19 protein-coding genes and 1 tRNA gene are annotated in these 23,249 nt (G+C 47.0%); 7 read left to right on the top strand and 13 right to left on the bottom strand.

The genetic code is table 11. The annotated features are described in order from the left end of the window. Positions 1-8 precede the first annotated feature (8 nt). From ACZ2XM_RS12730 to ACZ2XM_RS12740, 3 genes are all read right to left on the bottom strand, one after another. Positions 9-1,217 carry an acetyl-CoA C-acetyltransferase gene (locus ACZ2XM_RS12730; RefSeq protein ID WP_490589174.1) on the bottom strand — a complete coding sequence of 403 codons (1,209 nt, stop codon included), beginning with the start codon at positions 1,215-1,217 and terminating at the stop codon, positions 9-11. A gap of 116 nt (positions 1,218-1,333) precedes the next feature. Further along, positions 1,334-2,977: a long-chain-fatty-acid--CoA ligase gene (locus ACZ2XM_RS12735; protein ID WP_490589173.1), complete on the bottom strand. Its 1,644-nt coding sequence runs from the start codon at positions 2,975-2,977 to the stop codon at positions 1,334-1,336. Between the two features lie 622 nt (positions 2,978-3,599). Beyond that, a tRNA-Ser gene (locus ACZ2XM_RS12740) sits at positions 3,600-3,690 on the bottom strand. Positions 3,691-4,114: 424 nt separating this feature from the next. Here ACZ2XM_RS12740 and ACZ2XM_RS12745 point away from each other — a divergent pair. From ACZ2XM_RS12745 to ACZ2XM_RS12755, 3 genes are all read left to right on the top strand, one after another. Then, positions 4,115-4,963: a DNA/RNA non-specific endonuclease gene (locus ACZ2XM_RS12745; protein ID WP_490589172.1), complete on the top strand. Its 849-nt coding sequence runs from the start codon at positions 4,115-4,117 to the stop codon at positions 4,961-4,963. Between the two features lie 164 nt (positions 4,964-5,127). Beyond that, positions 5,128-5,409 (top strand): hypothetical protein, encoded by a 282-nt coding sequence (locus tag ACZ2XM_RS12750; protein ID WP_490589171.1) that lies wholly within the window; start codon positions 5,128-5,130, stop codon positions 5,407-5,409. Positions 5,410-5,656: 247 nt separating this feature from the next. Continuing rightward, positions 5,657-6,043 (top strand): DUF2147 domain-containing protein, encoded by a 387-nt coding sequence (locus ACZ2XM_RS12755; protein ID WP_490589170.1) that lies wholly within the window; start codon positions 5,657-5,659, stop codon positions 6,041-6,043. 335 nt (positions 6,044-6,378) lie between these two features. Here ACZ2XM_RS12755 and ACZ2XM_RS12760 read toward each other — a convergent pair whose 3' ends face one another. The 4 genes from ACZ2XM_RS12760 to ACZ2XM_RS12775 all read right to left on the bottom strand — a co-directional run bounded on the left by ACZ2XM_RS12760 (position 6,379) and on the right by ACZ2XM_RS12775 (position 11,321). Beyond that, on the bottom strand, positions 6,379-7,641 hold the full coding sequence (locus ACZ2XM_RS12760) for an ammonium transporter (RefSeq protein ID WP_490589169.1): 1,263 nt from the start codon (positions 7,639-7,641) through the stop codon (positions 6,379-6,381). A 76-nt stretch (positions 7,642-7,717) separates the two neighbouring features. Then, complete coding sequence (locus ACZ2XM_RS12765) at positions 7,718-8,056, bottom strand: P-II family nitrogen regulator (protein WP_131669382.1); 339 nt, start codon at positions 8,054-8,056, stop codon at positions 7,718-7,720. A gap of 755 nt (positions 8,057-8,811) precedes the next feature. Then, positions 8,812-9,666 (bottom strand): universal stress protein, encoded by an 855-nt coding sequence (locus ACZ2XM_RS12770; RefSeq protein ID WP_490589168.1) that lies wholly within the window; start codon positions 9,664-9,666, stop codon positions 8,812-8,814. Between the two features lie 152 nt (positions 9,667-9,818). Further along, entirely contained in the window at positions 9,819-11,321 is a 1,503-nt protein-coding gene (locus ACZ2XM_RS12775; protein WP_490589167.1) for a SulP family inorganic anion transporter, read from the bottom strand. Between the two features lie 624 nt (positions 11,322-11,945). On the opposite strand from ACZ2XM_RS12775, the gene murD reads away from it, so the two are divergent. Both murD and ftsW read left to right on the top strand, forming a co-directional pair. Further along, the gene (gene murD / locus ACZ2XM_RS12780) at positions 11,946-13,343 is read left to right on the top strand and encodes a UDP-N-acetylmuramoyl-L-alanine--D-glutamate ligase (protein WP_490589217.1); all 1,398 of its coding nucleotides are present in this window, start codon (positions 11,946-11,948) and stop codon (positions 13,341-13,343) included. A gap of 100 nt (positions 13,344-13,443) precedes the next feature. Further along, on the top strand, positions 13,444-14,649 hold the full coding sequence (gene ftsW, locus ACZ2XM_RS12785; RefSeq protein WP_490589166.1) for a putative lipid II flippase FtsW: 1,206 nt from the start codon (positions 13,444-13,446) through the stop codon (positions 14,647-14,649). Positions 14,650-14,771: 122 nt separating this feature from the next. On the opposite strand, the gene gluQRS is transcribed toward ftsW, so the two are convergent. The 6 genes from gluQRS to ACZ2XM_RS12815 all read right to left on the bottom strand — a co-directional run bounded on the left by gluQRS (position 14,772) and on the right by ACZ2XM_RS12815 (position 20,663). After that, on the bottom strand, positions 14,772-15,668 hold the full coding sequence (gene gluQRS / locus ACZ2XM_RS12790; protein WP_490589216.1) for a tRNA glutamyl-Q(34) synthetase GluQRS: 897 nt from the start codon (positions 15,666-15,668) through the stop codon (positions 14,772-14,774). Between the two features lie 425 nt (positions 15,669-16,093). Next, entirely contained in the window at positions 16,094-16,534 is a 441-nt protein-coding gene (gene dksA, locus ACZ2XM_RS12795) for an RNA polymerase-binding protein DksA (RefSeq protein ID WP_490589165.1), read from the bottom strand. 564 nt (positions 16,535-17,098) lie between these two features. Beyond that, positions 17,099-17,959, bottom strand: coding sequence for a metallophosphoesterase (locus ACZ2XM_RS12800; protein ID WP_490589164.1), 861 nt, complete (start codon positions 17,957-17,959; stop codon positions 17,099-17,101). A gap of 311 nt (positions 17,960-18,270) precedes the next feature. After that, entirely contained in the window at positions 18,271-19,086 is an 816-nt protein-coding gene (locus ACZ2XM_RS12805; RefSeq protein WP_490589163.1) for a metal ABC transporter permease, read from the bottom strand. A 79-nt stretch (positions 19,087-19,165) separates the two neighbouring features. Further along, entirely contained in the window at positions 19,166-19,969 is an 804-nt protein-coding gene (locus ACZ2XM_RS12810) for a metal ABC transporter ATP-binding protein (protein WP_490589162.1), read from the bottom strand. A 148-nt stretch (positions 19,970-20,117) separates the two neighbouring features. Next, complete coding sequence (locus ACZ2XM_RS12815; RefSeq protein ID WP_490589161.1) at positions 20,118-20,663, bottom strand: transcriptional repressor; 546 nt, start codon at positions 20,661-20,663, stop codon at positions 20,118-20,120. Between the two features lie 756 nt (positions 20,664-21,419). Here ACZ2XM_RS12815 and ACZ2XM_RS12820 point away from each other — a divergent pair. Both ACZ2XM_RS12820 and ACZ2XM_RS12825 read left to right on the top strand, forming a co-directional pair. After that, on the top strand, positions 21,420-22,283 hold the full coding sequence (locus ACZ2XM_RS12820) for a metal ABC transporter solute-binding protein, Zn/Mn family (protein ID WP_490589160.1): 864 nt from the start codon (positions 21,420-21,422) through the stop codon (positions 22,281-22,283). Positions 22,284-22,573: 290 nt separating this feature from the next. After that, positions 22,574-22,972, top strand: coding sequence for an ATP synthase subunit I (locus tag ACZ2XM_RS12825; protein ID WP_490589159.1), 399 nt, complete (start codon positions 22,574-22,576; stop codon positions 22,970-22,972). Positions 22,973-23,249 lie beyond the last annotated feature (277 nt).

Raw genomic sequence — 23,249 nt, forward strand, 5'->3', positions numbered from 1 at the left:
GTACGGGTTTATACGCGCTCGATGATCGTAGCGATCCCCATACCACCACCCACGCACAAGGTAATCATGCCGGTTTTAAGATCACGGCGTTCAAGCTCATCCAGCAAGGTGCCCATCAATATGGTACCGGTAGCGCCCAGTGGATGCCCCATAGCAATTGCTCCACCATTCACGTTGACGATGTCCAAAGAGATCCCCAGCTCTTTTGCGGTAACCATAGGCACTACGGCAAAGGCTTCGTTAATCTCCCAAAGATCAATGTCTGAGGCTTTCATACCGGCTTTTTCCAAAGCTTTTTGACAAGAGGCAATGGTGCCATCTAGCATGATAGTCGGCTCCGAGCCCACAACAGCACCCATCACAATTCTGCCACGCGGTTTCAGCCCTGCTCTTTCCCCGGCTTCTTTGCTAGCAATAATACAGGCAGCAGCCCCATCGACGATCCCTGACGAGTTGCCCGCATGATGCATAGGGGTAACGCTTTCAATCTCTGGGTATTTATCTAAGACTACGGCATTGAAGCCCATCTCTCCGAGTTTGGCAAAAGAGGGTTTCAGTCCTGCCAATTTATCCACGCTGGTATCAGGGCGGATGGTCTCATCTGTGTCTAATAAGAGCATGCCATTGATATCGTTGACCGGCACTACCGACTTAGCAAAATAGCCCTTTTCCCAAGCAGCAGCGGCGCGGTGATGAGATTGGGTGGCAAAAGCATCGACGTCGCTACGAGTAAAGCCATGAATACCGGCTAGTGCATCGGCGCCCACCCCTTGTGGGACATAGCCTATTTGCGAGTTGATGCGAGGATCGCTGTACCAAGCGCCCCCATCTCCGCCTAGGGGGATGCGGCTCATAGACTTTACACCGCCTGCGACTACCATATCCTCCATACCTGACATGACTTTAGCCGCTGCTAAGTTGATCGACTCTAGACCTGAGGCACAAAAGCGTGACTGCGTAATCCCTGCTACCCGCCGGTCCCAACCTGCATCCAAGACCGCCATACGAGCGATGTCTGAGCCTTGCTCGCCTACAGGAATGACGCAGCCGAGGACCAAGTCATCGACTAGGCTGGTGTCTAAATTATTGCGCGATTCTAAAGCTTGCAGCACAGTACGTGCCATCCAAACCGGTGAGGCTTGATTGAGACCACCTCCAGGTTTGCCTTTACCGCGTGGGGTGCGGACGTAATCATAAATATAGGCTGACTGATTCATATAAATCCTTTTATATCTTGATAGTCTAAAGAGCTTTAAATAGGTTTAGGGAAAAAAACCCTTAATAATTTATTAAACTATTAAGGGCGGTATAGACTATTTTTAACTCAGATCTATTAACCTAGTTCTGGTCGCTGGGCCAAAATATTGTCATATTGCTGGCGGAGCGCTTTCTTATCAATCTTACCCGTGCCTGACACAGGGAGCTCATCAACAAAGATAATTTTGTCGGGAACCTGCCAGCTGGCCACATTTTCTTTATACAAGTCTAGTAATTCCTCTTCACTCACTTCGTGACCTGGATTTACCGAGATAATGACGACTGGCCGCTCATCCCATTTAGGGTGATAAGCACCGACTGCAGCGGCAAGATTTATGGCAGGATGATTTAGGGCGATCGCCTCAAGCTCTACAGACGAGATCCACTCCCCACCTGACTTAATCAAATCTTTCGCGCGATCACGGATGGTCACATAACCATCCTCATCGATACTAGCGATGTCACCGGTATCAAACCAACCATCAGGCTCAAGCGCTGATTCTTCGAAGCCAAAATAGGTATCCATGACCCAGTAGCCTCGGGCCTGAATATTGCCTCGAGCGATGCCGTCATTGGGTAATAAACGGTTGTTATCTTCGCCATCGACAATACGCAACTCCACCCCAAAGGACGGGCGACCTTGCATCATTCTCCGCGCTACCATCTCATCGTCATTCAAGTCTTTGTGTTTGAGTTTGACCGTCCGATTCATGGCGCCAAGCGGACTCATCTCAGTCATACCCCACGCGTGAATGGTGTCACTATCAAAGTCATCTCTTAAGGTACGGAACATAGACTCAGGGCAGGGCGTACCACCAATACCAGTACGATTCAATGAGCTAAGCTTACTGCCGCGTGCTTTGGCAGCATCAATTAGGCCTTTCCAAATAGTAGGTACCCCTAGCGCTAGAGTCACCTGATAAGTGTCAATCAAAGTGACCAGACTATCACCGTCTAGCTTTGGTCCTGGCAAGATTAAAGCAGCACCTGCCAAAGCGGTACTATAAGGAAGTCCCCAAGAGTTGGCATGAAACATAGGAGCGACAGGCATTACGATGTCTTGCGCCGACATGCCTATAGCATCTGGAAGGCTAATAGCATAGGTGTGGATAATAGTGGTGCGATGGGTGTATAGCACGCCTTTGGGATTACCGGTCGTACCTGAGGTATAGCATAAAGAGCTGGCCTGATTTTCGTCCAAGATAGGCCACTCAAAATCATCTGATTGTGCATTCACTAAATCATCATAGAAAACCACGTCTGGGATAGCTGCCAGCACCTTCTCGTTAGGAGCGGTCATACAGACAAATTTTTCGACATTAGGAAGAGCAGGTTTAATGGCCTGAATTAGCGGCAAGAAAGTATCTTCAAAAAAGACGACTTTATCGTCGGCATCATTAATAATATAAATAAGTTGTTCAGGGAATAGTCGCGGATTAATAGTATGACAAACCAAGCCGCTGCCCGACACGCCATACCAGATTTCTAGATGACGGCGGTTGCTCCAAGCAATAGTGGCAACTCGGTCTTGTTGCTCTAGTCCTAAAGCCATTAAAGCATTGGCCAAGCGTTTAGAATTACTATGAATCTCAGACCAATTGCTTTCAGTGGTCGAGCCATCGGTCTCACAAGAGACCACTAGGGTGTCGCCATGGTAGCGATCGGCGTGTTTGATCAAATCACTGACCAATAGAGGGGTGTTCATCATTTTGCCTAACATAATTTTTCTTCCTTGAAAATTATAGAGAGAATTGCGAAATCAACTTAAAACTAAGTTGCTGATTAGAGTACGTCCTTGTACTGAGTAATAGGTATTGTCATAAGCAAAAATTTTTTAAATCATTATTTTATGTCCCTAACAAGTTGTATAGTAGGAAATTAAAAGTAGATTATCAATATCATAAATGGCGATAGTAACGATGATTACTCATTATTAGTACATATTAAATAGTTTATTAATATTTTTTATAATATAGCACCTATCCTAAAAATGCCCGACCAGATCCACCTAGGTTGTCAGCAATGTGCAGCGCTACACTGACGGATATTGAGAATTAATTGATGCCTTTGTGATTATATTGACAGAGGGTCAGCGGCGCGGGATGCTCAATGATAAAGTGCCGTTATATGTCTTGTTTGATGTTTTTATGAGCGTCTATGAAAAATAGACCAACAAATACACCAACACAAGCTAAGGGCAAGCCAAGGGATAGGTAGGATTTGCTTAGACAGATTGGGAAATAGTAGACACAAAAAAAACGCTCGAAGCGTTATATATAAAGGTTTGCAGAGGCGTTTGGGAGAGATTGGAACAGGATAGGAAAACTAGGAGTTGATAAGATTGGCGGTGAAGGAGGGATTCGAACCCTCGATACGCTATTAACGTATACACACTTTCCAGGCGTGCGCCTTCAGCCACTCGGCCACTTCACCGTCTTACTTTCAAGCCGCACAGTATACCCGAAATATTAGGGAGTGTCACCACTTTGCCCTCTGCGCCGCAAAATAGCCCATCACTGCCCCATACTAAGGCGAGCCCCTTTTATCAAGCCCTCTTTATAAGGAGCGATGGTGTCTATTAAGCCTACTTTACTGCCGATTTATCCCTAAAAAAGTCTCGCGGTTGAATCAGGCTTTGCACCACTCAGACGAACTTGCTACGATAGCGCTTTTCTATACTCGCTATGTTACTCGCTATGTTTGCTGTACCTTGCAGACATTTTATCATTGCGCCCATTTAAGGTTATCCGTCATCACAAGCTTGTCTAACACTACCCGTTTTCAATCCTTAGTTACCCTGTTGTTTATTGCGTTCGCTATTCCATCGCACCGGTTAATGAGAGGTTTCTTCCTAGTCATGACCTTTATGGTTATGCCAGTGGCCCATGCCGTAGAGTTTTATGACTGTAAAGATGCCTTTTATGGGGCGACGCCGCCAGACTATCTAAAAGCCTCTTTGACTAAGGATGCCTATCCTTTATGTTTTGATGGCTTTGCGACTATGTATTCGGGCGCTACCCGCACCGGTATGTGGTCCGCTACCCATTTAACACGCAAGCGCTTGGCACAAGCCGATACAGTGGCTAGAGACAATACCTTTCATGAAGAGAGTCGCATACCTGACTCTAAGCGCGCGACCTTAAAAGACTATTCAGGCTCAGGCTACGACCGCGGTCATATTGCCCCTAGTGCCGACATGGCGACGGTGAGCCAGCAATATGATAGCTTTAGTCTGGCCAATATGGCGCCACAATCACCGCGCAATAACCGTTATATCTGGCGTATGGCAGAAGCTGCGACGCAAGCGCTGACCAAGCAGTACGGTGAGGTCTATGTGGTCACTGGGGTTGCTTTTACGGGTAAAAAGTTAAAAAAGATTGGCTCAGGGGTGTTGGTGCCAAGCGATTTCTTTAAGGCCGTTTATATTCCTGCGATTGGGCAAGCTGGGGTGTACTACGCGCCTAATGACGAGTCAGAGCGTATTGAAATTATTAGTATTGATGAGTTGGCCTTACGGACGGGTATAGATGTGATGCCGGCTATCAATCCTACTGCTAAGTCGGAAGCGCTAGATTTGCCCCTGAGAGCCAGCGAGGTGACCGGTGAAGCGTTGCCAGATCCTGTAGAGGAGCAGGAGCAACAACCGTGGTGGTTGCTGCTGATTACTGAGATTATCTATTGGGTTATTGACCAATTGCGCCAATAACAGGCTCATATTTATAGAAGAAAGCTGATGGTTTTATAAAATAATAAGGCTAATGGCTTTATAGAATATTGCCGGCTATTAAAACGTCATAATCCGTGGTGTAGTTTGCCTTATAATGCAGGGCGTAGCCTATTTTCTTAGTTTAACGTTAGGAGTATTTGATTATGATCTCACCATTCGCGAATGACAGTGAAAGCATGCAGATAGGGGAGTTGGTAATAGAAAACCAGCAGGATAAAGTCATCGTGTACGGTGATATTGATATCTATCGTACCGCAAAAGGATTAGAGCAAGCGCAGCAGCTGCACGAGTTATTTGGTAAGATAGTACAAGCGTTAAGTACAGCCTCTACACAGACTCTAGAGCCTGAAAGCTTGGCGGATAGCACTATAAATGAAGGTAAAAATCAAGCAGATAGCGATTTAACCGATAACCCCTTTTTATAATTAACTTAATATTTGTTAACTTTATAGAAATAATTTATTATATAAAAATAACTATCAATCCATAAAAATTTGCTTATAATAGCGTTAAGAAATCCCAAATAACTCCTATTAATAGAGGGAGTTAGTTTGAGAATACACTTGTGTACTGATACTTAATATATCAAAATTTATGTCAAGTGTATAGGGAATAGCAAGCATAATGTTGAATAAACAGCGTTATGTATCAATCGTACGAAAGGAGTCGATTATGAAATTATTTACTAAAACTGCAATCGCGGTAGCTGGTATTGGTATTGCAAGCATGGCTATGGCCGCAGATCCAATCGTTGGCACTTGGCAGACGTTTGATGATGACGGCAAAACACCAAAAGGTGTGGTTAAAATCACTGAGTCAGGCGGCGTATTCACTGGTAAGCTAATTAGTACCGTGAAGCCAGAAGGCAAGAAACACGTAGGTACTACCGTAATTAAAGGCTTAAAAGCTGATGGCGGCAACAAGTACAGCGGTGGTAACATCACTGATCCAGTTAAAGGTAAAACTTACCGCATGACTTCTGAAGTTAGCGGCAACACCATGAAACTGAAAGGTTATGTTGGTCCGTTCTCACGTAGCCAAACGTGGAAAAAACAGTAAGTCACTAGGACTTATTGAAAGTCTAATCGATTAGTAAATCAGTTAGACTTAATAAAGCCCGGATAGCCATTTGGTTATGCGGGCTTTTTAAGGCCTGTTATTTATTAAAGCCTAATCTTTATTAAAGTGTGTTGTCTATTTAAGTCTGTTACTAACTAAGGCTTAGCAAAAGTAGGGAATAACCATCAGCTAGTAGCGATAAGTTAGTTCCCTATGTTATGGCCAACATAAAAGGAGCACTGGGCTCCTTTTTTTTACGCTATTTTTTACCAAGACTTTATTAGAGCATTTATTACCGGCTAATAACTCGCTTAAATGGGTATGAGCTTAAGCTATTATTTAACAAACTCAGGGTAAGCTTCCTGACCACATTCAGACAGATCCGCACCTTCGTACTCTTCTTCTTCGCTTATACGGATGCCAAAGACGGCCTTTAATATACTCCACACGATTAAGCTGCAGATGAATACCCAGAAGAAAATCACGCCCGCGCCTGCTAATTGCCCTAAAAAGGTCGCGCTAGGATTGGTCAGCGGCACCAGCATTAAGCCAAAGAAACCCACCACACCATGGACTGAGATGGCACCAACGGGGTCGTCTATTTTGATTTTATCCATGGCTAAGATAGACGCGACCACAATGATACCAGCCATCATGCCAAATATCGTGGCCAATAGCGGGGTAGGGGTCAAGGGTTCAGCGGTAATCGCCACCAGTCCAGCGAGGGCACCATTTAAGAGCATGGTTAAATCGGCACGACCAAAGATGAGACGGGCTAACACTAAGGCACCTATTGCTCCACCAGCCGCTGCGGCATTGGTATTGAGAAACACCATCGCTACCGAGTTGGCACTGGCAATATCGCCCAGTTTCAAGACAGAGCCGCCGTTAAAGCCAAACCAACCCATCCATAGGATAAAGGTCCCAAGCGTCGCTAGCGGCAAGTTGGCACCAGGAATAGCGCGAACTTCGCCGTTTTTGCCATATTTACCCTTACGAGCCCCTAATAATAATACCCCAGCTAGCGCTGCAGCCGCACCGGCCATATGCACGATGCCAGACCCTGCAAAGTCAGAAAATCCTAAATCGCCTAAGTTAAATAGGCCGAATACATCGTTGCCGCCCCACGTCCAGCCGCCTTCCATAGGATAGATAAAGCCGGTCATCACTACGGCAAAGGCAAAGAAAGCCCAGAGCTTCATACGCTCAGCGACTGCGCCTGAGACGATTGACATGCAAGTCGCGACGAAGACCACTTGGAAAAAGAAATCGGATGCTGTGGAATAAACAGAATCGCCGCCAAAGCCATTTTCTGCTGAAGCTGCTAAGGCATCAGGAACTAGTGACTCGTTTCCTGCAATACCGTTTAAGAAGAAGTCGCCGCCATACATAAAGCTGTAGCCGCAAATCATATACATGGTGCAAGCGATAGCAAATAGGCCGACGTTTTTGGCGAGGATTTCTGTGGTGTTTTTAGACCGTACTAGGCCTGCTTCGAGCATGGCAAAGCCGGCAGCCATCCACATTACTAAGGCGCCACAGATAAGAAAGTAAAAGGTGTCTAGTGCGTATTGCAGCTCAAAAATTTGGTTTTGCATTGAAATTCCCCCTTGAATTATTCATGCAGATTTTGTCAAAAAGACAAATGGGTCAATGAGACCCTGTAGGCAGGGCTTAGATAGCGTCTGGCCCTGTTTCACCTGTGCGGATACGAATAACCTGCTCAAGTGGGGTAACGAAAATTTTGCCGTCACCAATTTTGCCGGTACTGGCAATGCGCGTAATGGCTTCGATAGCAGGATCTACCATCTCATCCGTCACAGCGACTTCAACTTTGACCTTAGGTAAAAAGTCCACGACATATTCAGCGCCACGATACAGTTCGGTATGGCCCTTTTGACGACCGAAGCCTTTCACTTCAGTGACAGTGACGCCTTTAACGCCGATTTCAGAGAGTGCTTCGCGCACATCATCCAGCTTAAACGGTTTTAAAATCGCAGTAATAAGCTTCATAAAAACTAGTCCTTAGTAAGATAATGTCAGTGGTTATCTTTTGGGCTGCCCGGAGCAACCGTTACCTGTAAGTATTCAAAAACCATGCCAAGCGCGCTAAGGGGGAGAAGAGCGCTAGGCGGTTTAAGAAGTACTGATTAGGGAATAACAAACAGTGACATAGAGTTAAATGGGTCAATGATTAAAAAAAATAACAGATGAATTATAGCTAAATTTAAGGGCTCTAGGATAGGCATCCTGTGACGATTTGCTAATAGTTGCACAGATAATGTAGCGCAGTCTTAAGGATGCCAGCTCTGCGGCATGCCGAGGGTGCTCGTAAAAAAAACTGAGTAGGGGCGGAGGAAGGGATAAAGGCTGTTGGATAAAGGGCTAGCGAATGAAGTGGGCAGTATATAAACATTCAGGTTGGCAAGGATTTGTGAGTAAATCGCCGGATCGACAGTCATTGCTATAGTCTACTCTAAACACAGAATGTAGGAGTTGAATCAGTAATAATCGAGGGCGATAAGGGCAATAAGCCATAGCACGACAGAGATTACGCTATAACGGTACTAGGCAGTCAGATTTGATGTAGCGGCTTTAGGACTAAAATAATCTAGTGATTAGGCCGCTAACACCGTCAAAGTCAGTCATCTTAAGTTGGCATAACGGTGAATTGCTGCAGAGTTGGGTAGGTTTACTAACGCTAACTCGCCAATGGCACCATAATGGTGCATTGGTAGGCTTTATAGCATGAATAAAGCGAAAATGGCTTACTCTTTGGGGAATAATAAATAAGGGGTCTGAGTGCTGCCGAGTAATTTCTGCGTATCACTGCCGCGAAATAGCTCACGCAGGCGCGATTGGCCAAAGGCCCCCGTCATTAGCATGCCGAGATTGTGCTGCTTTTGATAATAGAGAATGGCGGCGCTGACATCGCGACTTTCGATGAGCGATTTTTTGCAATTAATCCCTGCTTGCTTCATACGGGCATAGGCCTCACGCAGTGCATCAACGTTTTCTGTGGTGTCTTTACCGACCATGACTATATGGACCGATAAGGTGCGCACGAGGGGGTTTTGACACAGCCAATCGAGCAGGCGATGGCAAGTAGCGCGGTTATCAAAAGCGAATAGGGCGGAGGTAGGCGCTATAAATGGTGCATCAGTCACCAAGATGGGGCACAGACTGGGGCGAATCAATTCACTCAGCGTGGCCTTGCTGGTCACATGGCGGCCAATGACCACCAATTGCACCACTTCATCGACGTAATCGATACTTTCTGCCAAGGACTCATGGCGATGTAAGGAATAGACCGATAGCTTATGGTGCTGCTGCTCGCAGTAGGCAGCGGCTTGATGCAATAAAATTTTGCCACGGGCATTGCGCTCGCTGTTACTGAGACGCTCCGCATTGGTAAACTGATCTAATAGCTGACTCTCGTCATCAATATTGATGCAGCCAGAATAATTGACGGCCGCCTGCCGATGCGTGCTTGGGACCGCGTGGAGCAGTCCGATCGGCGCTTGCAAGCGGTTAGAAGTCCACATGCTGGCATCTAAGACGGCTTGGACGTAGTCGGGGCTATCGAGACAAGCGATGACACTATCTGGTTTTAAATTACTCATAAAGCAGCAACACCATTCCACTCAAATCAATCTAGCACACGCCACATAGGGAGCAATCGTGCCGCTATTTATGGTCAGCTTAGCGGCGATCGCCAAGCTAACTTAAGGTAGGATAAGACTTATATTAATATTAACAAGCAACCTTGAATGGCTTAATCTAATAAGCCAATATCGCGACGATCATGGATCGAGAACTTGTCAATTAAGGTACGGCTAGCACTGTTTAATCCCACTACCTTGACATCTATCCCTTCGCGTTGCAAGCGCATCACTAGCTTGTCTAAGGTATCCACAGCCGTGACGTCCCAAAAATGGGCATTACTCACATCGATATGCACCGCATCCAAAGCTTCTTTCGTATCAAAGCTATTAAGAAATTGGGTGGTTGAGGCAAAAAAGACTTGGCCATGAGCATAATAATAACGGGTGTTGCTGGCCTCATCGTATTCACTATAAATACTTAAGAACTGCCCGATTTTATTGGCAAAGAACAGCGCGGATAATAGCACCCCTACCAACACACCGTAAGCCAAATTATGGGTAAATACGGTGGTTAATACGGTCGCTAACATCACGATGTTAAAAGACATTGGGTGGGTTTTAAATTCGCGGATAGACTGCCAATTAAAGGTGCCGATAGACACCATAATCATCACCGCCACCAGCGCGGCCATAGGGATTAAGCTGACCCAATCGCTTAAAAAGACCACCATAATGAGTAGCACGACCCCAGCGATTAACGTCGATAGACGAGTACGACCCCCTGATTTGACGTTGATGACCGACTGACCGATCATGGCACAACCCGCCATGCCACCAAAGAAGCCTGACACTACGTTGGCAATACCTTGACCGCGGCACTCGCGATTTTTATCACTAGGCGTATCTGTCAATTCATCGACGATCGTGGCGGTCATCATCGACTCTAACAAGCCGACAATCGCTAGTGCGATAGAATAAGGCGCGATGATCATCAGCGTTTCTAGATTTAGCGGAATATCGGGGATTAAAAACATCGGTAAGGTATCAGGCAGGTCGCCCATATCGCCAACATTACGGATATCTAAACCCATATATAAGGCGACAATGGTCAAGCCAACAATACAAACCAGTGGCGAGGGAATCACTTTACCAATTTTAGGAATTAGCGGAAATAAGTAAATAATACCCAAGCCAGCCGCGGTCATCAAGTAGACGGTCACACCGACTCTTTCTGTAGCTGGGTTAAGTTCAGGCAACTGAGCAGCGAAAATTAGAATGGCCAACGCATTAACAAAACCGATGACCACGGAGCGTGAGACAAAGCGCATGAGGTTGCCCAGTTTGAGCACCCCCATGACCACTTGAATTGCGCCACATAAAAGGGTGGCTGCCAGCAGATACTGCAGACCGTGAGAGGCGACTAAGTCCACCATCACCAAGGCCATGGCGCCTGTCGCTGCAGAAATCATAGCCGGACGGCCACCGACAAAGCTAATCACTACGGCAATACAAAAGGAAGCGTATAAACCTACTTTGGGGTCGACACCAGCGATAATAGAAAAGGCGATAGCCTCAGGAATAAGGGCCAAGGCCACGACCAGCCCGGACAATATGTCGCCACGGACGTTAGAAAACCAGTCATCACGCACGCTATCTAGAGAAGGTATCATCATAAAAGTCAGTAGTCATTTAGAGAAAGTTAAAAACTTAGGCCTATATTAGGGGCAGGGAGGATAGCGACATCGGCCCTAATATAGGACAGCAAGCCACGGTACTTTCCGCTAAACTGCGGGAGCATGATCCGTCAAGCCGCCCCTGTAAAGAAGGTATAGATTACTTAATTGAAAAGCCTTGGTTGTGATTGTGCATATCGCTAGGCTCAGCGCCCAGATGTCGAAATAACCGTGCTAGAATAAGAGCAAATTAGGGGCCAATTGAGCCGCAAAAAGTTGTCCAACCGCTTTACGATAGCGTTGCGGATAATTCTTAGCCAAACCGTCTTATGACGCCAGTAACTTAGTCGACAGGGAGTGCTAAGCAATATCACTTTTATTTCAAAGAGTTGATAGCTATAGCAGTTTGCTAGCATCATTTTAGCCTAGCAAAACAATCACAAAAATACTGCGCATCATAGCACACCAGACACAAAAGGAATAATGATGAGCCAAGACCCATCAGGCGATAACGTAAGCGTTACTTTATCCGGGCAGCTACCAAATCAGACGACAACCGCTATGAGCGCTACCCATACCAGCGTAGGGCAGTGGTCAGGCTCTCAAGCTGATAAAGCGCCGCAGATGATTCATAAAGGTGGCCTGCAAGTGGTCATTGGCCTAGGACAATCAGGCTTGTCTGCGGCTCGCTATTTGATCGAGCAAGGCTATAACGTCGCCGTGACCGATGGTAATACGAACCCTTCTTTAGCCGCTCAGTTGCCAGATAGCATAACGATTCGGCAATTTGGCCAAATCGATGGTCAATTATTACGTCAAGCTGCCCGTATCATTATTAGCCCCGGTATTGCGCTCACGACCCCTGAAATCGCGGCCGTGCATCAAGCGGGCACTCCGGTCATTAGTGATATTCAGCTGTTTCGTGATGCTTGCACCGTCCCTATCGTGGCCATTACTGGCTCCAATGCCAAAACGACGGTCACGACCCTAGTCGGTCAGATGGCCAAAGAGGCGGGCGTGAACGTCGGGGTTGGCGGAAATATTGGCTTGCCCGCTTTGACGCTACTGGACAATCCTGATATGACGCTAGCTGTGCTAGAGCTGTCGAGCTTTCAGTTAGAGACCGTCACCAATTTGGGCGCACAAGTCGCTTGTGTGTTGAATATGTCTCCTGATCATCTAGACCGTCACGGCGATATGCTCGGCTACCATCAAGCCAAGCATCGCATTTTTCAAGGCGCAAAGTCGGTTGTGATTAACCGTGAAGATGCGCTGACCCGACCGTTGGTGGCCGATGACCTGCCTAGAATCAGTGTGGGCAATCATGCGCCCGATAAAGGCCATTACGGGTTGATTACCGAAGCGGATGGCAGTGTCTATTTAGCGCGCGGCACTGAACTGCTATTGGCCGCTGATAGCCTGCATATTAAAGGCCAGCATAACCTGATTAATGCGCTATCTGCGTTGGCTATTGGTGAGCTGGCGGGCTTGCCAGTAGCGAGTATGGTCGAGACCCTCAAGCAATTCGGTGGTTTAGAGCACCGCTGCCAGTATGTGGCCGCAGTCGCTGGTATCGATTACTTTAATGACTCCAAAGGTACTAACATTGGCTCTACCATGGCCGCTATCGCGGGTCTCGGTGCTGTCTATGCGCCCAAAGGCGGCAAATTGCTGCTGATTTTGGGCGGTCAAGGTAAAGGACAAGCCTTTGGTGAGCTCGCGCCCTTGATTAACCAATATGTCGGGCAAGTCTTACTGATTGGCGAAGATGCCGAGCAAATTGCTAGCGACTTAGTGACTGCAGCAAAGAGTCCGGTCACTGAAGAAGTCGGTATGCACCAATGTGAGACCCTAGCGGCCGCGATGGCCCTAGTGCCGCAACTGCTCAGCAGTAGCCTATCGCAAGTGCAAGCGGTATTATTATCTCCAGCTTGTGCGAGCTTTGATCAATTTACTGGCTACGCGGATCGCGGCGAGCGGTTTATGGACTTAGTCGCTGCATTGACCCCTGCGGAGCCTTAAAGCTATAGACAGTAGCTCGCTTATTCTTCTTGTTTTTAGCACTACCTTAGCTCGGTGTCTATCGAGCTCTCCATTTTAGCCCTTTATAGATTTGATGATTATGGCGTTAACTAAATTTTCTCGTCCCCAGTCGCGTAGTAAGCGCGCCTCGCGACCTTTTACGGCTGGCGATGGCGTCCTCACCACCCCTTCTGCTAGAGCGACCCTGCTGGCAGGTGTGGGCTGTATTCTAGTGCTCAGTTTGTTGATGGTCGCGTCAGCTTCTATTCCCTTTGCGCTGAGTAAAGGGATGTCGGAGCTGTATTTCTTTGATCATCAACTTATGTACATGGGGTTGGGGCTACTGGCTGCGTTTGTGACGTATCGCATCCCGCTCAAGCACCTGTATCACTTGCCCAACCAGTTTATGATGTTGCTGCTGACCGCGATATTGCTAACCGTTACCTTGTTTGGCACGCCCATTAATGGCTCGAAACGTTGGATAGAGTTGGGCATATTTAATTTTCAGGTAGCCGAGCTGGTCAAGTTGGTGATGATTATTTTTGTCTCTGACTTTGTGGTGCGACGCTCGTATGAGGTCCGTAATGGCTGGGATGGCTTTTTGCGGATTTCTTCCGTCGTCGCTATTCTCACCGTATTCTTACTCTTACAACCCGATTTTGGCTCGCTAGTGGTGATTGTCGGGTGTATTCTGACGATATTTTATATCGCAGGGGCGCCGCAAAAACAGTTCCTCCTGCTAGGTGTTATTGTAGGGGGCTTAGCGTTCGCTGCAATCTCCATGGTGCAATACCGTTTGACGCGGGCGCTGTCCTTTCTCGATCCCTTTGATGATATTCAAGATACTGATTACCAGTTGGCGCGCAGTCTGATTGCCTTTGGTCGCGGTGAGTTTACTGGGGTAGGTTATGGCGAGAGTGTGCAGAAGTTATCGCATCTGCCCGAAGCGCATACGGATTTTCTACTGGCCATTACCGGGGAAGAGTTAGGCTTTATTGGGGTAGCAACTATTCTACTGCTAGAGGCGCTGATTATCGCTAGTGCTATGCGCATCAGTTATAGCGCCCTACAACGCCGCCAGATGCGCTTGAGTTATACCGCTTTTGGTATCGGGGTTATCTTTATTGCTCAGACCATTATTAACGCTGCGATGAATATGGGCGCTATGCCTACCAAAGGTCTGACGATGCCGTTCTTCAGCTATGGTGGCTCGTCCATGCTGATCAGTCTAATCATGGTAGGGCTGCTGCTAAGAATCTATAAAGAAAGCCCGGAAATTGAAAAAAACCAATGCCGTCACTATTAGTTTTTTAGAAATTAGCATGCCGCTAATCAATAAGCGCAAACAAAAAAATACGGTCTGATATAGGCCGTATTTTTTTGTCTAAAACTAAGTTAGGTAAGGCCTAAGTAACTTTTAAGTAAGGCCTAAGTAATTCCTAAGGTATGTTGACCTTGCAACGGCGCTATGTCCCACTGGGCGATAGCTTGCGCCAGCATCCGCTCAGGCGTATCAAAATCAACTTGCGGTTGTAATAATAACTTTAGGGCAAGTTGTAGCAGCTCGCTAGGATAAGCCGTATCTATGGGCAAGGCTAAATTCTGTTTTGACAGCTTTTGTCCGCTGGCATTCAGCACCAGAGGCAGATGATACCAGTGGTCCACCGTGGGCAACCCAGCTGCGCGCATGATACTGATTTGCGCAGTCGTCATGGGCAAAATATCTAAGCCACGCATGATGTGACTGATATTCTGTAAGCCATCGTCAATACTGGCTGCCAAGATATAGTTGATAGTCCCATCTTGACGCCTGACCACCACATCGCCCTCTAATTGCTGGGGATTGTGCCACTGGGGCCCTTGAACACCGTCCCTAAACCCAATCAGATGGTCTGCTAGTTGTAGACGAACTTTATACTGATGGCCCTCTAAGTGTCGCGGCAGACACAGACGCGGGTAAGGCGAGGTCTCAATACCATGCTGTTCGGCATAGGTATTGAGTGTTTTGCGAGAGCAATCGCAGCCATAGGTCAACGCCGCTAACTGGTCCTGCAAATAGTCGTTGTAAAGATCGGTACGTTCCGACTGATATAGGACATCGCCATCCCAACCCAACCCTAAGGCCTCTAAATCCATCAGAATTTGCTCAGTAAATTCGTCTGAGCAGCGCGCCATATCGGTATCTTCAATGCGCAAGCGCCATTTACCGCCTAGCGATTTAATATGACAATAGCTAGCAATGGCTGTCGTTAACGAGCCCAGATGCAATTCGCCCGTCGGTGAGGGTGCAAAGCGGCCAATAGGCTCGCGCAGGGGGGCTGTCATAGTCGTGGTCGGCTGAGAGGTGACGGCATTGAGCATAAGAAAATCAGTGATAGGGTGCATGAGGGTCACCTTACGTTGAGTAAGGAGTAGCGGCTATCAGGAGTAACAGCCGGTAGGGCGCGGGGTGTTAACCCTTAACTTATGAACACGTTACCAATATATGTATTCATAAACATAGCTCAATAGAGCTAAGAGGCGAAGCCGACAGAATGGCCGCTTTACCTCGCAGTAGTACGGTCTGATAGCAGACTAGTAGTCTCTATAATATAGCATAAGTGGGGTAAGCTCTATAAGTTAAGGCCAGATAGCACCCAGCTCAAATAACACGTAAAAAAACCGACCTAGTTACCCACGCGAGCGCAAGCAAACAGGTCGGCTACTTATCACAATAGCTTGCTAATTAAGATAGCAGGCTCTTAGGCCTATTAAGCGTGGCCTAAGTTTTGGCGCTCTTTCATCTCAGCTAGCGTTTTGCAATCGATGCACTGGGTAGCCGTTGGGCGCGCTTCCAGACGACGCAGGCCAATCTCAACGCCACAAGTCTGACAAAAGCCATAATCATCGCCATCAATCTCAGCGATAGACTTGTCAATTTTGCGGATGAGTTTACGCTCACGGTCGCGGGTACGTAATGCTAGCGCAAATTCTTCTTCTTGCGTAGCACGGTCGTTGATGTCGGGCATAGCACTAGACTCGTCCTGAATGTAGGACTTAGTGCGATCCGCTTCACCGATCAATTGCTCCTTCCAATGGATAAGAATCTTTCTGAAGTGCTCCAACTGCTCATCAGACATGTACTCTTCATCTTTGGCAGGCTCATAAGGCGTGAATTTGATATCCGCCGGGGTAGGGGAAACTTTGCTCATAAGAAATTCCTACTAATTCAAAATAATAACAAGGGTGAACTCATTCTTGTGGCACTACAGCGATAGTCAAATTAGCCGCCTAGACCTATCTTAGTAATACCGTCCCAAAAAGTGATGTCTAGATAGCACGAAGGCTATGCAGCGCTGATCACTCATCTTTCTAATCTTTGGCGATAGTCCCTTCACTGCTGAAAGATATCGTCCACCGCACGTGCCGAACACAACCATTAAACCAACTATTATTCTTTTATTCTCAGACTCAAGGTGATCACACAATGAGGATTTGAGTAAGGGCTACTGTGCATACGATAATACCTTTTTACTCTAGGGAATACCGCAAGCCGCCAACCCTTAAACCCAACCGTGGCTAAGCCCACCTAAAAAATCCGCTCTATTAAAAGCTATACCAGCAACATTTTCAACCTATGAAGGGTGGAGAATTGTGAGCTTGTGTTCAGATGAATTAGCTATTCTGAACTAAACCATACGGTTAATTGCCCTATTTAAGCGGCTTACTCAGTACAAGTCAATCGGCTAATTTAGCTAGAATGGTTGGGCGACTGTCTATAACGTAGCTGACGTGTTATGCGGTACGACAAGTAGTCGCTGTACCCAACTTTTAATCTGCCCATCAGCGCCCAATTGTAGCCAACGATAACCAGGTCGGGCTTCGTTATCGTAAGCAAACTCATCCACGTGTGGGCGAAACTGGTAGCTGGTCGCCGGAGCTGCGTAGACAGTAATGCCTTGCTTATGCAGCACCTGCTCCTGATGAGTATGGCCATGGACAATCGCTCGCACTTGCGGGAAATCTGCCAATAGTGACCATAAATCCTCAGGGTTTTCCGCCATATGAGCATCAATCCAAGCCGACTGCATTGGCAGCACATGATGATGCAAAATCAATAGGGCCGGTTTATCACAGCGGGTGAGTTGTGCGCTTAGCCAGCTCATACTCTCTAAGTGTAACCTACCGGCCACTTGCCCCGGTACGGAAGTGTCTATTAGTAAAATCTGCCAGTCCGGGGTGGTAATCACATGGTGATTGACCAGCTCAGCATTGGCCGGCTGTGCAATCAGTCGCCGCTGCGCAAAAGGCAATTGCTTGCCAGTCTCGTCCGTCACGTCATGATTGCCTGCTATACATGCAAAAGGAATGCCAGTCTTGCGCAATCGTTTATAAATTCGCTCATAAATACTGGGCTTGACTTCACTGACCAAATCGCCCGTTACTAAAATCAAATCGCAGCGGATAGCTTCGGCTAGCGCTTGCGCCAGTACCGCTTCAAAATTTTGCTGCAAAGGGTTGTTGTGGATGATGGTAGCGGGGTCTTCGTGAAGGTGCAGATCTGTAATCTGCAACACATTAAGGATGCGGTCAGCAGGGGCTAGGGTGGTCGGCGGCTGTGGCAACAAGTCAGTCATCAGGGCGCACTCGCTAAACGTCGAGGCAATGGTAGCTGTAAACCATCACTAGGCGCTAAATACAGCCGCGAATGAGGTAACTGCCGCCACTCGGCTCTAGGCTTGGACGTGCCAGGCAATGTCTGGTAGCTGCCCCCAACCTCAGGGTATACATAGGCAAACATACGTCTATTCCCTTAACGATTAACTTAGCGACTACTGAGTAATCTACAGCCGTTTACTGGTCAAAAATCAGCCAGTCCAAACTGAGAGCAGGGTTATATCATATCTGTTATTATAATACCAGAAATTTCTATAAATTTTATAAATTATTAGGAGCGGCTAGCCGTAAGTTTTGTAGTTAACTTAGTGATAATTAAGGTCATAAAGAATATCACCGCCAATACCAAGACGATCGATAGCCCGGTTTGGATATCCAACCAGACACTGCTCCAGACCCCAACGGTCACCCCAATCTGCGCCAATACTAAAGCAACTATCACCATACGGTTGGGAGAATTGGCCAACAAACGGGCAGTGAGCGCGGGTAAAATCAGCATGCCGCTAATTAATAGGCTGCCTACCGCTTGTAGCGCAATAGCACAGAAGCCAGCAAGCACGCCCATAAAGAAGAGTCTTTGCGCCGCCGGATTAATCCCTTGGATACGGGCGAGCGCCTCATGGGTCGCCAGCTTAACTTGTGCGGACCAAATGTAGCGTAACGCTATGAGCCCTATCAAGACCGCCGCCGCAATCATAGGCAAATCGGCCCAGTCGCGCTCTAGCAGATTACCAAATAAAAAGCCTAGTACATTGGCTTGCTGGTCGGTCAATTGCGTCAACGTCAGTAGGCCAAAACATAATAAGGTGACGGCTACTACGGCGAGTACCGCATCCATAGGCAAGCGCTCATCGTCGATGACGACCAGACTAAATACCACCAACACGCTGACTAAAGCGATACCAATACCGCTCGGCAATTGCCACCACACGGCCAAACCCACACCGAGCAAGGTGCCATGAGCTAAGGCATCCGCAAAAAACGCCATCCGCCGCCAGAGGACCAAACAGCCCAGGGGCGCAGAAAGTAGCGCCAATAAACTTCCTGCAATCCAAGCAGGGGCAATGATGGCAAGCCAAGAAAGCATAAAAATTCACTTAAATTAATGCGTTATAAAAACAAAAGCCAAAATTGGCTTAAGGATAATAAAGGATGAGACGGGTATTTTATAACAACTCGCTAGGCGCATGATGCTCACAGTGGTGCGGTTTGTGGACATAAGGTTGCTCGTAATTATGGCCAAAGAGCTTTTGAAATTCCGCGGAGACGGCCAACTCGCTGGGCTGGCCCACACAGCAAATATGTTTATTTAAACAAATCACTCGGCGACTGCCTTTCATCACCCAATGCAAATCATGCGAGACCACCAGCATGGCACAGTGTAAGAAGTCCGGCAGCTCATCAATAAACTGATATAACCAAGCTTCGGAATCCGGGTCTAGCCCCTGCATCGGCTCGTCTAATATCAATAAGTTAGGCCGCTCTAACAGCGCTCGAGCCAACAGAACCCGTTGGGTCTCGCCACCGGACAAATGGCGCAATTGCCTTAATAACAGATGCGATAACTTTAATTTGTCATAAATAAAGTCTTGCTGGGCTTGATCGAGTAGGCGGGTATCGGCCTGCGCCAATAAGTCCTGCACGCGCAGCGGTAGGATAGGGGAGACGCTAAAGCGCTGCGGCACATAGCCCAGGCGTAATGGCTGCTCTGGGACGATTTTACCACTGCTCGGGGTCAGTAACCCCAGAATCAATTTGACTAAGGTAGATTTGCCGGCGCCATTGGGCCCAATCAAGCTAATGGTCTCACCAGCGGCTATAGCAAAGCTCACTTTTGAAACTAAGGTCTGTGGCCCTATGGCATAGCTGACTTGGTCGAGACTAAGTAACGGCGGCGATATAGTGGCGTTCGTACTACGAGTCGTCGCAGCAGGGTCAGTAATAGGAGCGGGGGAGACAAGGGAGGTCATGGCTACCTGATTTATTCGGAAACATTAAAAAAACAGGATATCACTATATCACTGTAGAGAGGAGACAGCCGTTAGGAGACGGTAGCGAGGATAATATAAGACACGGTACTATTATAATAAGACACGGTGTCATGCGCGTGACTAACCGCTATTGGCAAGACTGACAGACACCTTGCAGTTCAATCACGCTATGAGACACCTTAAAACCCACATCGCTGTTGGCGAAAGTCATCATCTCTTGCACCGGTAGACTGCTGCATTCCTGCACCCCTTGGCAAGCGGTACAAATTAAAAACGCAGCCGTATGTTGCAAGCGCGGATGGCAGCAAGGGATATAGGCATTGATGGAAGCCAGCTGATGAATAAGGCCTTGCTCAAGCAGAAATTCGAGACTGCGATAAATCGTAGGCGGAGCGACATTCTTACTCTGCGTCTTTTTATCACTAGCTGACAATTCTGTTTGATGCTGCGTGCGCACTTGCTGCAGTTCAGTGATTAAATCGTAGGCACCCACGGGCTTATCAGCTTGTAGTATAAGCTCATAAATTTGCTGTCGCAGGGCAGTAAAGCGCACGCCCTGCTGCTGACACTGCGCCTTGGCCATGTCCAAGCGCTTAGTGATGGCTTGGGGACCAAGATCATGCACGTGATGCAAGTGCTCAGAATGTGGTTTGTGGTCATCCATAGTGGCCATATTTGTCAACTAATATTTACTCAGTTTAAGCGATAGCCTGCCTTTGGGCAATACACTATCTACCGTTATAGGCATAAGGCCTAGGGTGAAGATTCGATTCTTAGTAATACGCCAAGCATGCCAGCTAGCGAATTATTCAGTTCGCTAGGTATACGACCGGCATTAAAAATGACTACCTGTAAAAATATTTGGTAATCTAAATCAACATAATCTATTGATAATCAAAGTGTAGAGTACAGTTGTACCGATATGCTGCAACTTATATCTAGACAGTCATTATCTTAATGTTATATTATAACATAATAGTAAGGTGCAACTAATACTTATCTTGACTAGGCAAGCTAACTTATCATATAGCTGTAATTTTATCAGTATGTTAACCGCTACTTATCAAAGGAGCAAGCGGTAATAATAGACTTTAGTCCAATAAATAGAGTTTTTATTCCCTAGAGTAAGATTAATAAGCAATATCATAATAATTAGGCACTGCCACGGTCTTAGTCAGCCGTAAACTATCGTGTCTTTACTGTCGTTCATTATATAACCCCTACCATCGCCCCCACGTTACTGAGACCTCTTATGCCAAGCTCAATATGCTACTTATTGCCAACAGCCCCTAACAGCATGCGCAGCCAACCACTGGATAGGGCTAAGCAGCCTGTATCCAATCACCCTTTATTTAAGGCCATTGTACCTAAAGGACCTGAGTCCAAGGGTGGTATAGGTAAAGCCGCTGTCTCAATGAGATTGCTAGGTATGACAAAGCTAGCCGCTATGGCAGCGACCAGCATAACGCTGCTGCTAGCGTTTGCCCCGAGTGCGCAAGCTGCCGGCGTGAGTGTCAGCAACTATCCTCTCTATCTACTGAGCAACGAGGTGACCAAGGGCACGCCCGATGCCAAGCGTCTGCTTGAACCTGGGGATGTGGGGCACCACGGTAGCTTAAGTCCTAGCGATATCAAAACGATTAAAGACAGTAAATATGTGGTTTGGTTTGGCAATCCTTTAGAGCCCAATTTAACCGATGCCTTAAAAAAAGCGCCCAATGCGATTTCTTTATTAAGCTTTAAAGCTTTTGCTCGGCAGCCGCTCCGTGATGTACAGGGCCAGCCTATTAAAGGTACTGAAGACCCGCATATCTGGCTCAATCCTGATAATGCTAAAGCCATTACCCGCGCCTTAGCGGTAATTCATAGCCGCGCTGATCCTAAAAACGCCCCACTATATCAGCGTAATACCGCAGACTTTGCCAAACGTATGGATGCAGCGGTAAGCCGCGTCAATCAGCGCAAGCTACCGGCGGGGACTAAAAACAGCTACTGGGCCTATCATGATGCCTATCAATATTTAGAGCCCGCGTTAAAGATACGTCTGGCCGGTACGCTCACCACCGACCATCACCTGCCGCCAAAAGCCAGTCAGTTTCGCTGGTTGCAGCAGCATCGCGCCAACCCTAAGATGTGTCTTGTGTCACAAGGTAAGGTGAGTTCCGGGATCCAGAGCAAACTTGCCCCGGTCAACATCACTACGCAACTAGAAGATATGAGCGCCTCTAAAGACTTTGTCAGTGGTTGGCAGCAAATGGCGGGGGATATCCTCAGCTGTATGGCTAACCAATAACCTTTAAACTTGACAGCCGTTACTGAGCCTGACGTGAGCCTCTAGCAAGGGGCTTACGTGAGCAATTATTATTCGATTAATCATTGAAAAATACGCTTTTTTTGCAGGTTTGTGGTATATTCCTCTTGCACTACACCTAGGCTGTCCCTATAATAGGGGCGCTTAATTTTTACATCAGCAATGCTAAAGAAACCGTCTTACCTAAACTGTAATTATTATCTTAGTTATGGAGTTTATGGTAGGTCGTCTGCCTGCAAAGGCTATGGTTGTTAGCTATCGTAGGATGTCGTATGACTCAGCCTGCAAAACGCACGCAATCAGATCAAGTCGTTCGCGCGGTCAAACAGCAATTATGGGTCCTATTTGGCCTCATGGTGTTTGCGGTATTGTTAGACACGCTTTGGATGGGCACGCAGAGTGCTGTTGCTAAAAGCCTATCGCTGGGTGCTTTATTAAGTTTTATCTCTCAAGCCATATTTGCATGGTTTGTCTTTCATCGCACAGGCTTTCATGCTCGTCTTTATATAGTCCAACAGATGTACCGTGGACAGATGATCAAGTGGGCAGTGACGATCGGCGGATTTATTGTCATTTTCATTACCATACAACCCTTGTCAGCGCCTGCGCTCTTCACCGGTTTTATGCTAATGCAAATAAGTCACAGTTGGATGCTATGGCGCTTGCGCTAAGTTAAGGTATGACACCTACTTAATGTACAGCTTGCTTTATTAGCACCGCACTTTCAAATTTATAATATTTGCAACTTTGCTACGATAACTAACATTATTTTGTTATTTCATAGCGAAGACTGAGAGTAGGGGTCAAGTTATTGCAGCCCTTATGGTGGCTCAGTTAACTTAGAATGAATTATTAGTAAAAAATGACCTGACAAGGTCATATTTGGCTTACAAAGCGTAAAATACTAATAATTGACTTTACACAAATATGTCTCTGCATTAAGATAGA

This window comes from Psychrobacter sp. CoH-33_TS_01 (genome assembly GCF_058189395.1).

Coding starts and splice junctions, on each gene's coding strand:
- ACZ2XM_RS12775 (WP_490589167.1), bottom strand. CDS start 11,321: ATGATGATACCTTCTCTAGATAGCGTGCGTGATGACTGGTTTTCTAAC.
- ACZ2XM_RS12820 (WP_490589160.1), top strand. CDS start 21,420: ATGACAAAGCTAGCCGCTATGGCAGCGACCAGCATAACGCTGCTGCTA.
- ACZ2XM_RS12735 (WP_490589173.1), bottom strand. CDS start 2,977: ATGTTAGGCAAAATGATGAACACCCCTCTATTGGTCAGTGATTTGATC.
- ACZ2XM_RS12825 (WP_490589159.1), top strand. CDS start 22,574: ATGACTCAGCCTGCAAAACGCACGCAATCAGATCAAGTCGTTCGCGCG.
- ACZ2XM_RS12750 (WP_490589171.1), top strand. CDS start 5,128: ATGATCTCACCATTCGCGAATGACAGTGAAAGCATGCAGATAGGGGAG.
- murD (WP_490589217.1), top strand. CDS start 11,946: ATGATTCATAAAGGTGGCCTGCAAGTGGTCATTGGCCTAGGACAATCA.
- ACZ2XM_RS12755 (WP_490589170.1), top strand. CDS start 5,657: ATGAAATTATTTACTAAAACTGCAATCGCGGTAGCTGGTATTGGTATT.
- ACZ2XM_RS12730 (WP_490589174.1), bottom strand. CDS start 1,217: ATGAATCAGTCAGCCTATATTTATGATTACGTCCGCACCCCACGCGGT.
- dksA (WP_490589165.1), bottom strand. CDS start 16,534: ATGAGCAAAGTTTCCCCTACCCCGGCGGATATCAAATTCACGCCTTAT.
- ACZ2XM_RS12760 (WP_490589169.1), bottom strand. CDS start 7,641: ATGCAAAACCAAATTTTTGAGCTGCAATACGCACTAGACACCTTTTAC.
- ACZ2XM_RS12765 (WP_131669382.1), bottom strand. CDS start 8,056: ATGAAGCTTATTACTGCGATTTTAAAACCGTTTAAGCTGGATGATGTG.
- gluQRS (WP_490589216.1), bottom strand. CDS start 15,668: ATGACAGCCCCCCTGCGCGAGCCTATTGGCCGCTTTGCACCCTCACCG.
- ACZ2XM_RS12805 (WP_490589163.1), bottom strand. CDS start 19,086: ATGCTTTCTTGGCTTGCCATCATTGCCCCTGCTTGGATTGCAGGAAGT.
- ACZ2XM_RS12815 (WP_490589161.1), bottom strand. CDS start 20,663: ATGGCCACTATGGATGACCACAAACCACATTCTGAGCACTTGCATCAC.
- ACZ2XM_RS12800 (WP_490589164.1), bottom strand. CDS start 17,959: ATGACTGACTTGTTGCCACAGCCGCCGACCACCCTAGCCCCTGCTGAC.
- ACZ2XM_RS12770 (WP_490589168.1), bottom strand. CDS start 9,666: ATGAGTAATTTAAAACCAGATAGTGTCATCGCTTGTCTCGATAGCCCC.
- ACZ2XM_RS12745 (WP_490589172.1), top strand. CDS start 4,115: ATGACCTTTATGGTTATGCCAGTGGCCCATGCCGTAGAGTTTTATGAC.
- ACZ2XM_RS12810 (WP_490589162.1), bottom strand. CDS start 19,969: ATGACCTCCCTTGTCTCCCCCGCTCCTATTACTGACCCTGCTGCGACG.
- ftsW (WP_490589166.1), top strand. CDS start 13,444: ATGGCGTTAACTAAATTTTCTCGTCCCCAGTCGCGTAGTAAGCGCGCC.